The 12,690-nt window shown below is 36.7% G+C and carries 9 protein-coding genes; 5 read left to right on the forward strand and 4 right to left on the reverse strand.

The genetic code is table 11. The features are described from left to right. Window positions 1-176: 176 nt before the first annotated feature. Entirely contained in the window at window positions 177-1,067 is an 891-nt protein-coding gene (locus V7108_RS24505) for a LysR family transcriptional regulator (RefSeq protein WP_335569667.1), read from the forward strand. Between the two features lie 456 nt (window positions 1,068-1,523). On the opposite strand, the gene V7108_RS24510 is transcribed toward V7108_RS24505, so the two are convergent. The 3 genes from V7108_RS24510 to V7108_RS24520 form a co-directional block, all read right to left on the reverse strand. After that, a complete protein-coding gene (locus V7108_RS24510) occupies window positions 1,524-2,732 on the reverse strand; it encodes a carboxylate--amine ligase (protein WP_335569668.1) in 1,209 nt (402 codons plus the stop codon). 99 nt (window positions 2,733-2,831) lie between these two features. Then, window positions 2,832-3,743 (reverse strand): NAD-dependent epimerase/dehydratase family protein, encoded by a 912-nt coding sequence (locus V7108_RS24515; protein WP_335516999.1) that lies wholly within the window; start codon window positions 3,741-3,743, stop codon window positions 2,832-2,834. A gap of 214 nt (window positions 3,744-3,957) precedes the next feature. Next, window positions 3,958-4,614: a PIG-L deacetylase family protein gene (locus tag V7108_RS24520; RefSeq protein WP_335516996.1), complete on the reverse strand. Its 657-nt coding sequence runs from the start codon at window positions 4,612-4,614 to the stop codon at window positions 3,958-3,960. A 312-nt stretch (window positions 4,615-4,926) separates the two neighbouring features. Between V7108_RS24520 and V7108_RS24525 the strand changes: the two genes are divergently transcribed. The 4 genes from V7108_RS24525 to V7108_RS24540 all read left to right on the forward strand — a co-directional run bounded on the left by V7108_RS24525 (window position 4,927) and on the right by V7108_RS24540 (window position 10,881). Next, the gene (locus tag V7108_RS24525; RefSeq protein WP_335569669.1) at window positions 4,927-6,159 is read left to right on the forward strand and encodes a glycosyltransferase family 2 protein; all 1,233 of its coding nucleotides are present in this window, start codon (window positions 4,927-4,929) and stop codon (window positions 6,157-6,159) included. A 650-nt stretch (window positions 6,160-6,809) separates the two neighbouring features. Continuing rightward, window positions 6,810-9,164, forward strand: a complete 2,355-nt coding sequence (locus V7108_RS24530) for an ABC transporter permease (RefSeq protein WP_335569670.1) — start codon at window positions 6,810-6,812, stop codon at window positions 9,162-9,164. A gap of 153 nt (window positions 9,165-9,317) precedes the next feature. Then, a complete protein-coding gene (locus tag V7108_RS24535) occupies window positions 9,318-10,085 on the forward strand; it encodes an ABC transporter ATP-binding protein (protein ID WP_335569671.1) in 768 nt (255 codons plus the stop codon). A 202-nt stretch (window positions 10,086-10,287) separates the two neighbouring features. After that, on the forward strand, window positions 10,288-10,881 hold the full coding sequence (locus tag V7108_RS24540; RefSeq protein WP_335516984.1) for a YdeI/OmpD-associated family protein: 594 nt from the start codon (window positions 10,288-10,290) through the stop codon (window positions 10,879-10,881). Window positions 10,882-11,059: 178 nt separating this feature from the next. Here V7108_RS24540 and V7108_RS24545 read toward each other — a convergent pair whose 3' ends face one another. Then, on the reverse strand, window positions 11,060-12,475 hold the full coding sequence (locus V7108_RS24545; protein WP_335569672.1) for a sigma-54 interaction domain-containing protein: 1,416 nt from the start codon (window positions 12,473-12,475) through the stop codon (window positions 11,060-11,062). Window positions 12,476-12,690: the final 215 nt, after the last annotated feature.

Here is a 12,690-nt window from a genome sequence, read left to right on the forward strand (position 1 = left end):
TCTAATGGCTTTGGTTATGACACTAACCTTTAATGGGACCATGAGAACCGTCCCTCCGGCATTCTTTTTCTTAATATTAACCGGTAACTAATTATTAGTAAAATTGAAGTTTATGAAGTTATCCATTGATTTTTTTGATACTATAGACATGAGAAAAGATAAAAGTGGGTGAAATGATGGAAATACGCCATTTTGTAACGTTTAATAAGGTCATTGAAATGGGCAGCTTTACACAAGCTGCAGAACATTTAGGTTACACTCAATCCACGGTGACTTCTCATATTCAGGCGCTTGAAGAGTATTTAGGCGCACCTCTGTTTGATCGGCTGGGTCGAAAGGTGAAATTGACTGAAATTGGTAAGAAGCTGTTACCCTATACACAGGAAATTTTAGATACTTATGGAAAAATCGAAAGCATTACTAGTGATGAAAAGGATATTAGAGGGACGTTAAAGATTGCGGCTCCTGAGTCTCTAACAGTATACCGCCTAGAACCAATATTAAGAGATTATCGAAAGAACTTTCCAAATGTAAGCATCCGCTTAAGTAATGCCTCTTGCGGAGATAACAAGAGAGCAATCGTTGATGGTAGTGCAGATGTTGCGTTTGTCATGTTACCACTGTTTGAGGATTCAGATTTAGTCATCCATCCGTTAAGGAACGAACCGATTGTTCTCGTTGGAAGTCCTGATTGTCCCCTGAATAGTTTACCTAAAAGTTACGAAAATCAGAAGCTTAGCGAGTGTTTAATTACGAACGAGAAAGAAGGAAGTTATCGAAGAATATTTGAAGAGTTCCTACGTGAGAGAGGGATTGTACCTTCAAACATCATGGAACTTTGGAGTATTGAGGCGATAAAGCGTTCTGTAATGAGCGGGCTTGGTATTGCTTATTTACCTTTAATGGCTGTACAGGATGAGATCAAGGAAGGAAAGTTAAAAATTATTCCTTGCGAGGCTGATTTAAAACAGATATACTCTCAAGTCGTTTATCACAAAAACAAATGGGTTTTCCCTGCATTATCAAGTTTTATAGATATTACTTTGAAACATGCAAGAGACTGGTAATGTGTGGAGGCTACTTGCTGAAGAGATTGTGAAGGTTTCTACTTAAACTGCTTTTGTTGAACAAGAATAAATAAGAAAAATCCCTGATACCTGTATATGTTAAGCGATACTCAAAAATTTTATGCTAACATTTTGCTAACGCAATTTAATGAAAAACGGTAAATCCACATTAAAGATATTACAACTCCGATTTAGAAAAAACGTATTTACCGCACTTTTAGCACACATGGTTAAAGATATTACACACTCTCACCTTACGGGCGGCATGATGTAATTAGGGATTTAAAACCCTATTATATCAAGGTTTCGAATCGTTGATTAAAAGGCTTGTCCGCGGAATTGTCCGCATAAAAAAAAACCGACTATTGGAGAAGGTTTTTCATCAGTTACTGAACTGGTGGGAGGCCTTTTCTTCCATATTGGCGGTCATATGAGCATAGTCACTCTTAAATTTTATCATCTTCTTTGAGTTAATTTAGTTTCCATCTTTTTAATCTGTCTGCTGTTTTTCCATGAATTGATAAGGTGTGAGAACGCACTGCGGAAAAATGGGAGCGGGTCATCCCAGGCAAAAAGAGCATATTCTTTTTTACCTTTCAAATTTCTTAACCATTGACTCCCAGTCAGGTCCCCTTTTTTTCTTTTTTCTCTTGAGGATAAATAGTGGCGAACAAGATAGACCCATTTAATTCCTTCTGTTTGCGTAAGTTTTGGTTCTGGATTTTGTTTTGTGAGCAATAAATAATATAAATAGGATAAATCTACTCCGCAGCGACCTGATAGGCTGTGCCACAGCCACGTTCTTGCATTGATTTCAATAAACTTTAACTGACCGTCGCGCGGATCCCGTTTAAACTCTGCCACTGAAAGTCCTTTAAAGCCAAGTGCTTTTAAAAAGGATACTCCCCTTTCAATAACCTCTTCATCTCTAACGCTTTTTACCAGCGCACCAGCTCCAAAATAAGCAGGAAATTGATTTAACTTTTGTCCCATAAATAAGCCTATTAATTGTAAGTTATCATCAAATAATGTGCCTACCTGATATATTCGTTCCTCTTTACCCGGAATCAATTCCTGTAGCAGTAGTTCACCAAATTGCTGATAGAAAGGAAACTCCTTTCTAAGTTGGTCAGCATTTTCCATTATGATCGCCTTTTTGCTTAATTTTTTACGGAACTCATGGCCAAATACTGGCTTTAAGATACAGGGAAAGCTCATATTATGAATATGTTGATCAAGTTCAGCTTCATTGTTGACAATGAAAGTTTTTGGACTTGGGATTTGATGTTTTTCCGCCAATTTTGCTGTTAACCGTTTATCCAATACAGCCTCAATTAAATCATGGTCAGGCAGGAGAAAATGATAGTAATTTAAAAGCTCATTACGGTGCTTTGAGATGAAATATACAAACTCGTCCGATCCTGCAAAGAGAGCCGGCTTCTTTGGCAAGCGCTCGCTAAATTGTATGAGTAGCGCAAGTAAATCCGACTCTCCCGTTTTAGGATCGGGACAAATACCACAAGTTGCATAACGAGTTTTCCCAATTTTGTACTTCCTTTCCGTATCAAAAGCATAGATAGGTATTCCTCGTCGTCGTAAACTGCGGATGATGCCAATTCCATTTGCGCTTAAATCTAAAACAACAGCTGCGGTATCATGATTCATGATACTCCCCTTCCTTTAAAAAGATTTGAAGACTTCAAGAATCTTCGTTACCATTCTTTCTGTTGTCAAATGTTTATGTGCATATTCCTTTGCATGATCTTATTTTGGTTTATAGTATTTAAAAGTTTCGCTTAACCCGGCTTGCAAATCAAAGGAAGGCTGCCAGCCTAAAATAGATGCAGCTTTAGTATTATCCAATTGACTATACCGGATATCTCCCTCCCGTGCAGGCTTGTAGACAGCTGGAATATCTTTAGCAATTGTTGTAATCATCTTGTAGAGGTCGTTAATGCTTGTTTTAGTATTACTGCCAATATTAAAGATTTCATTTGCACCGTTATTAATGGCTAATACATTAGCCAAAGCAACATCTTTTACATACACGAAATCTCTGGTCTGTTCTCCATCTCCAAAAATAAATGGAGATTTGTCCTTAATTACTTTCTTGAAAAATATCGATATGACTCCTCCCTCACCTTTTGAGGATTGGCGAGGACCATAAACATTGGCATACCTTAGAATGGTGAATGGGACTTGATGTAGGCTATTAAAGGCTTGGACATACATTTCTGAAGAAAATTTCGAAATACCATAATAAGATAGAGGCTGAATGGGGGATGTCTCCTTAATGCTTATATCATCTTTTTCACCGTATACAGCACAAGACGAGGAAAAAATAAATTTTTTCACGTTGTACTTATGGCAGCAGGTCAGTAAGCGAATCGTACCAAGAATATTTTGATGTGCATCCCATACAGGATCTTTTATGGAGCGGGAAACATCCACTTGAGCTGCGAGATGGATGACAACATCTGGTTTTTCCTTTTTAAATACATCTGATATTTGTGAAGATGTGATGTCAACTTCATATAGCCGGATATTTGGTGGAACAAATTCCCTTTGACCCGTGAGGAAATTATCTACTATAAACGGTTCATGACCGGTTTGAGATAATAAATCGACAACATGAGAACCAATGAATCCAGCTCCCCCTGTAACGAGAATCTTCACAGGTTCTCACACCCTTTTTGACTATCAGAGAAAGACCATAGCTTCTTTCTCATCATTGTAAAAAGAGCCTCTACTTTTTCTCCAGTAAACTCTTTATCCATTCTCATCTCCCCATCTCTTTGTTTTTGATGAAATAAAAGAAAATCATGAACAATAAACCTATGTGAGGAGGAAATTGATCTGTTGTGAAGGTAGATCGTTCATTTCCTCTTCATCATTTCCAAACCCTCCTAATAATTTCGAAAGACTCTGCATATTCCGCTCCTACTGTCATTCCTCTTACACGTGCTAAATATTTTACTCCATCATACGAACGTGGATGTGGAAACGGTCGCATCTCAACATCATAAGCCTTAAGTGACTCAATCTTTTCATCTATGGTGTCGGATATATCAACAAAATAATTTGGTTTAAATTCTTTATCATTTGTATGTTGACTCCATTCACTAGAAGAAACCGTTTCAAAACAAAGGATTTCAACCGGCCTTTTACCAGGAAGCGGCCGCGCTGCTGTTAATACCGCTTGAAATAGTATTTGGTGATCACGGTTGATATCCCCATAATGATGTGTAAAAATCATGGATGGCTCATTTTTGATTAGCAGATCTTCAATTTGTTTATTGACTTCAACAAGAGGGACTTTTTCCAATAAAAGATTAGGATATTCCCAAAAGATTACATTTTTAACCCCTAGGTTCTCATTTGCCTTTAAAATACACTGCTTAATGTGTTGCTCTTCTTCCTTTCGTCCCTTGACGGCTATAACAGTCGTAACTTCATATCCCTGATTTATTAATTTTTTTATTGTCCCGCCGCATCCTAGAATTTCATCGTCGGGATGTGCAGCGATTACTAGTACATTTTTATTCATAAATCCCTCGCCCCCAAAAAATATTATTCTCGTATATAGACAAGATATGAAAATAACTAAAAGAGGAACGGGGCATTTTGTTGAAAATGTGTAAAAAATGTGTAAAAAATGTGTTAATTAAAGAATAAATAGGCTACATTTAGTTGAACATCCGAGAAACTTTTTTTGACAAGCATAATATACTCTAGTGGAAGGGGTAATGGAATACAAGTAAGCCTAACTTGCCTTTTGTGATCATTACCCTTAGGTGATTACAACCCTGATTCAACATCAAAGGAAGCCTATAGGCTCTCCAGGAGGAATGAGAAATACATGGAAATTGAAGTTACAATCATAATGCCTTCATATAACCGCTATCCCCTTAATCTGCTTAGCCTTTATGCGTTGGAGAAACAGAACTTTGATTTATCTAAAATGGAAGTGATATTGATTGATGATGCTTCTACCGACCAGACCCCCAAAATTAAGGAGTACCGTCCTCCCTACCATTTTCAATATATTCGCAATAGCACCAATGTTGGGGTTGCTGCTTCAAGAAATATCGGACTTAGGCATGCGAGGGGAGAGATTATTATCCTTTTCGATGCAGAAACGATTGTTCCCCCTAACTATGTTGCCCTTAACTATCAGCATCATCTAACTCAGGAGAAAGCCGTTGTTATTGCAGGAAGCAAGCGCGGCCGTGTGTATACTTTTTTATTCCCGGATTTTACTGATAATCAAATCAAAGCGATTTATAAATGGAGAAAAGAAAAATCCCTCCTCAATCAACGCCTTAAAGAGGTGGTGTCGCAGGAACTGGCACTTGATACCCTAACGAATTATATTAGGCATTTACAAGAACCCCAACAAGTGATTAAGAGGGAGGATATTGACGATATTAAAAAATTACGCTCGATCACAAAATACAAGAGTTATGCTGGTCATTTATTAAAATACCTTAGGGAACACGAACATTCTGATAGCAGCCCATTGCGTTGGATGGCTTGTTTAGGTTTTCTTTCTATTAAAAGAAGTTTTATGGAGCAAGTCGGCGGTTACGAGGAGAATTTCAAAGGGTGGGGACCAGAGGATGCTGAATTTGCATATAGATTATATAAGGCAAATGCTAACTTTATTATCGAACATGATTTAGAATCGTATCATCAAGAACATCCACCGCTGCCAACAATGGAAGATGATATGCACAGAAATCGTCTGTTGTTTGAACAAAAGCACCTGGTTTTTGATGTATGCATTAGAGCTCTGCACTCTATTCAACCGACGGATTATGAACTCATGGAAAAGATTGTTTTAGAACATCAATCCCTTACCGCAAGCTTTCCCAATGAGTTTCATGAATTTAACCGCGCCATCATAACATTACTTCATCAAATTCGTATCAATTTTGTAGAAAACCGGCCCCCTGTTAACCTAATTCAAAATACCGAATTCGGCAATGATCCGGCTGCCATGGAACGCATCCTAGCAGAGAAAGATCAAATAAAATCCTATGGTAAATACAATCATCTTGTATGGTTGTTCGATAAACTGAGTACGACCTAAAGAAGGTGGCAGCCATATATCGATATAAAAATGGTCAACCAGAAATATTTTCTGGCTAGCTTGTACAACTTGTGCAGTAGTCATGTAAATAATTTATATCAATAGCAAAAACCACTTCCTAAAAATGAGGGAGTGGTTTTTGTTGTAAAAATTTTGCTAACAAGATTTTTGATAGATGGGCATCATCATGTTCATATACGTTTTTTCCATTTCTAATTCCTCCAATATGTCATTTTACTTTGAATAAAAAGGAATTGTGGTCAAGTCAGCTTTCCTCATTTATCCCAAAACAACAATACAACAAAAACGATAATTTAAAACTTCTGATTAAATTACAAAAAATTTACAATTTTAGTGATTTTAACTAGGGCATTTATTGGTATGGTTATAGTGTCTTCTCCTTGTTAAATAGGGCTGTGGACTTAGTAAATAATTAGGCTCTAGCAGGTTAATTTAAAAAGTATCGTTTTGTATGCTTACTTTAGGACGATAAATAATCGTTTAGGTCAAGTCTACTAAGAAACTAGCATATAAGAACATTTTTAAATTAAAAAGTGGATGGAAATTCTTCCTCTGAAGAAATGAACTAGATTGATAGAGACAAGGATAAAATTGAAAAAATATTATCAATGCAGGGAGGAGGAAAAATTTTGTTTTATAAAATTGTAAAGAATGATTTCATCAGGAACAAAATTGTAACGATGACAGTATTTGTATTTATCACGATGGCAGTAATTTTAGCAGCCAGTGCCATTAATAACATTTCCAATCTGATTCAGGCGATGTCCGAACTTCAGGAGAGCGCCGTACCTGCTGACATTACGGTGATGCATGCCGGAGATTATGACCAGGCAGATATCGACCAATTCACAGAACACTACCGTGACCATATAGCGATGCAGGAGACGATGGTTCTTCAGAATATGGATGGAAGCAATATTCATTTTGGCCAAAATCAAACGATGGCTGGAACGATTCAGGATATTTCATTTGTTGTACAGAATAAGAGATTTGATTTTATATTGGATTTGGATAATGAAAAGCTGGATGTAAAGGAAGGTTTCGTTGCCGTTCCCATCTATTTCATGGAACAACATGACTTAAAAATAGGTGATACGATTACGGTGAAAAGCGGCGGGTATGAGAAAGAGTTTGTCATTTCAGATTATGCAAGAGATTTTGAGATGAACTCTTCCCTTACTTCTTCGAAACGGTTTGTGATAAATCAGAATGACTATGATGAAATGCTTGAAATGCAGGATGGGGAACTGGAATATCTGATTGAATTCAAGCTGCATGAAAACGGGGAATCTGCTGCTGTTCAGACTGCCTATATCGAAGCAGGTCTTCCGGCAAATGGTCCTATAATAGAAGGAAAGGTATTTATGATGTTTAATGCCATGTCAGATATGGCAGTTGCGGTTGTCATTATATTTATTAGTCTTCTGCTTATTGTGATTGCTTCGCTCTGTATCAGACTGACCTTTTTGGCAACGATTGATGAAGATATTAGAGAAATCGGTGTTATGAAAGCAATGGGGATATCTAAAAAAGATATAAAAAAGGTCTATCTTAACAAATACAGAGCCATCTCAGTAGCAGCCGGTATGATCGGTTATCTCATGTCTTTTGCAGCGGTAAATCTGTTAAACGGTCATATGAGACTTTATATTTCTTCCGATTTATCAGGAGGCTTAAAATATGTACTATCGCTTATAGCTCCATTACTTATATATAGCATGATTGTGATGTATTGCCAGCAAGTGCTGAAAAAAATCGATCAGATTTCTGCGGTCGAAGCTTTACGGAAAGATTCTATGGAGAGTGGAAAGAATCGAAAATACAGTTTCCCGCTGCGAAGGAACAAATTTTTCAGCACCAATATTTACATGGGGCTGAGAGATGTTTGGAAACGATTCAAGTTATACAGGCTGCTGTTTGTTATTTTTATAGTATGTACGTTTATAGTTATACTCCCCTTAAATATTTATAACACCATGAATTCACCTGAATTTTCTACCTATATGGGAATAGGAAAATCCGACATTAGAATCGATCTTCGAAGAACCGATAGTATTACAGAAGATTTTAAAAAACTGCAGGAAGAGTTGAAAACGGATAATGATATTGAAAAGTTTACAGCCTATATCACAAGCTCCTACCAGGTCAAAAACGAGGAAGGTACCTGGGACTATATTAATATTGAAATCGGAGATTTTTCCGTATTTCCATTAAAATATCTGGAAGGCAGAGCACCGGAGGGTGAAGGAGAAATCTCGCTTTCATTTGCAAATGCCGCAAAAGACGGATTAAACAAGAAAGTAGGAGATGAAGTAACCGTCAGGGTTGGCGGGGAAGAACAGACTTTATCAGTGACGGGTATTTATCAGGATATTACAAATGGGGGGAAAACAGCAAAAGCTCATACGAGTCTTGGGGTAAATGAAGAGGCCGTTCTTTGGTATATTGTGAGCATGGATCTGGCTCCGGGTGTTGACATGCGCTTGAAAATGGAATACTACCAGAATGCTTACGATTCTGCGCAGGTAAGTGATATCAAAGAATATACCGGACAGACTCTTGGAAATATCATTGATCAGATGAGGCTGATTGTTATAGGAGGAATCGCAATAGCAGTAATCATTGCAGTGTTGATCACTGCATTATTCCTTCGGATGTTATTATCAAAGGATATGTCTCAGATTGCAATCATGCGAAGTATGGGATTAACTTCTAAAAATATTAAACATCAATATATGGCAGGGACTATGATGGTACTGATATTAGGAATCGTAGTTGGAGTACTGGCTTCTAATTATCTTGGGGAATTTCTTGTAAGTATGGCAATGTCTTCTATGGGAGCCGCAAAAATTGAATTAGTTAATGTTGCATGGCAGACTTGGCTGCTATGTCCGTTAGCACTCATTTTAGTCGTCGGATTTACTATTTCTGTGTGCTGTAAGGTAACAGCAGAAGATGATTTATCGGTAGTTTTAAGAAGTTAGAACTTCTGAAAAGGTCAAGGCAGGAGGAGAATCTGCGAAGGTGGAAGAAGTCTCCTGCGTGAAGGCGCCAATGTAAAGAATGCAGATTCCTGAAAAATCCGACATTCCGAGATATAGACTTTGAGTTAAATAGATGACATTGGAGGGATATACTTGAGCAATATATTAGAAGCAAGAAGTTTGAACAAAAAAGTAGGATTAGGAAAGGATAATGAGCTTCATATCTTAAAAGATATAAATTTGGAGATAGAAGAAGGGGAATTCGTATCGGTCATGGGGCCATCCGGAAGCGGGAAGTCAACGCTGCTGTATAATGTAAGCGGTATGGATCGAATGACTTCTGGCAGTGTGACATTTAAAGGCCATGAAATTGACAGACTCAAAGAAGAAGAACTGGCGAAGATCCGACTGAATCATATGGGATTTATCTTTCAGGATATTAATCTATTAAAGAATCTGTCATTGATTGACAATGTAATGTTCCCTGCTCTTGTATCAAAAAATACGGATAAAAATGCGGTATATCAAAAAGCAAAAAAATTGCTGGAAATGACAGGGATTGAAAAGCTTGCAGATAATACTATCACTCAAGGCTCTGGTGGGCAGCTACAGAGAGTCGGCATCTGCAGAGCACTGATAAATGATCCAGATATCATATTTGGTGATGAACCAACCGGAGCATTAGATTCCAAATCGACAGAAGAGATTATGGCCATTCTTGCAGAGATTAATCAAAAAGGGACAACCATCATGCTCGTTACACATGATACAAAGGTGGCAGCAAAAACCGAAAGAGTATTGTATATGATAGATGGAAACATAGTAGCACAGAAGAAAATGTGTAAATACGATGCCGAGCATGGCGATAGTAAGGAAAGAGAGGAAAGCATTATGAAGTGGTTAGTGGAAAATGGATTCTAAAAAATTTTTGCCGTCACCGTGGCTTTTTAAATCAAAGATAATAACTGACTAGAGAAGGCCACTCATCCGTTCACAGAATTGGTAGGAGGCCTTTTCTTCTATATTGGCGATCATATGAACTTGTTCCGTTGAATAGGACAGAATGATTCATAACTATCCTGGTCATAATGGATTGTAGGGAGAATTTAAGTGAGGTATTCCGATGATAAATAATACAATGAATCCTAAAGTTGATGAATTTATAAATAAAGCTAAAAAGTGGAAAGCAGAATATGAGAAGTTGAGAAGTATCGTTCTTGACTGTGAGCTGACCGAAGAATTAAAGTGGAAACTGCCTTGTTACACGTTTCAGAAAAGTAACATCGTTATCATACAAGGATTTAAAGAATACTGTGCGCTTATGTTTTTTAAGGGTGCGTTACTAAATGATCCCAATGGAATTTTAATCAAACCCGGGGAGAATTCACAGGCACAAGGCCAGATTCGGTTCACCAGTGTACAAGAAATAGTGGAAATGGAAGCCATCATGAAAACTTTTATTTATGAGGCTATTGAAGTGGAAAAAGCCGGATTGAAAGTAAATTTTAAAAAGACCGCAGAATACGTCATTCCTGAAGAACTTCTAAATAAATTCGATGAAATCCCTTCCTTAAAAACTGCCTTTGAAGGGTTGACGCCGGGACGGCAAAAAGCATACATTCTTCATTTTTCACAACCTAAACAATCCAAAACACGAGAGTTAAGGATTGAAAAGCATATGCAGCAAATCCTCAATGGAAAGGGTTTAAATGATTAAGTTATGAGTATAAGGATTGCTAATGGAAATGCTCATGATTTGGCTAAAAGAAAGATGCATTCATATTAGATAGATAGATCTCTTAAGTTATCAGTAAATAACCGTGAAAAAACACCGTACAGTTCAAAAGTACGGTGTTTTACCATGAGAAAATATAATCTTCTATGTAGCCTTTCATTTACTTTATCAATAGATTTCTTTTTTTTCTTACAAGAGTAGAGATGTTTACCCCAAGAATATTTGCACAATCCTGCATTGTGGGTGTCTTTGACAGCACATTGGCAATATACTCTTTTTCGAATTCAGCGACAGCCTCTTTAAGAGGCAAAGTTGTATTAGATACAGAAATTAATCCGTTATTTTGTCCTTGAATACTTTTGGGATTTAGAATGGATGGCGGCAGTTCCTTTATTGAAATTTTTTCAGATTCACTCATATGATACATCCGTTCAATTATATTTTTTAATTCGCGAATGTTTCCTGGCCATTCATATTCTATAAGTTTGTCTAGCACTTGGGTGTCTATTTTTTTATCTTCTTTGTATTTCTTTTTCAATTTTTCTAGATAGAAAAATAGAAGGACTGATATATCCTCACGTCTTTCTCTTAATGGGGGAATCGTAATAGATAAAACGTTTAGTCTGTAGAATAAATCCAGCCGAAACTTTTTTTGTTCTACTAGTTGCTCCAAATTGCAATTTGTGGCAGCAATAATTCGTACATGAACATCGCGTGTTTCGGTTCCCCCCAGTCTTCTAATTTTGGAATCCTGTATCACGTTTAATAATTTAACCTGCAGAGAATAGGGAAGATCACCGATTTCATCAAGAAAAATGGTGCCTTCATGGGCCATTTCAAACAATCCTTCTTTTTTCGCATTAGCCCCTGTAAAAGCCCCTTTTTCATAACCGAATAATTCAGATTCCAGTAGATGTTCAGGAATAGCACCACAGTTAATTTTTACAAATTCCCCATTTTTGTTACTTTTTTTATGGATATAGTTGGCGAGAACATCTTTTCCTACCCCGGATTCTCCTAATAAAAGAATAGGAGAATCATTTTTTGCAAATCGTGATGCAAGAGAGATAATCTGATGCATACTTTTACTTCTATAAATAAATTGCTGATTATTTTTCAACTCACCTTGGATTTTCTGCAGTTCGTGCTGATACGCCAAGTTTTCCTGTCTTGTTTCTTCTAATTCTTTTTGCAAATTATTAATTTCTGTAATATCTCGTACGTTTGAGACGACAAATAAAATTTCTTCATACTGATCATAAAAGGGAGTAGCTGTAACAATTCCCTTTTTTCCATTGTAATAATCGATGATCGTGCTGTAAGGTTGTTTGGTTTTGATTGCTACACCTGCACATGAAATAGGTACAACACCCATTTGATGTAATTCAATCGTGCTATATTGATTCATGGTATCTATAGAAATTCCTGAGATATCCAAAAATGCTCTATTATATAAAAGCGTATAACCCTTATTATCACAAATATATAATCCATCGTGAGATGTATCGAAAATACTCGTTAATAAATTTATAAGATCTTCCGTACCCATGTTACGAAAAAAAGGTGTTTTATACAATGATGAACACATCCTTTAAGGTTATAAATCTATTATAAAGAAAAACAATTTAAAGTGAAAATTATAATGATTAAAAATAATCAAATATGCGCAAATTTGCATATGCGTAAATGAATGGTAATTGGAATTTGTATGGCAGCGTATGTGTTTTTAGTTTGGCATGATTCTTGCAAAATATTAAAATGTAAAACCTTAGATTTTTAATAATTACAATA

Source organism: Neobacillus vireti, assembly GCF_036962345.1.
Classification (GTDB): Bacteria; Bacillota; Bacilli; order Bacillales; family Cytobacillaceae; genus Neobacillus; species Neobacillus vireti_A.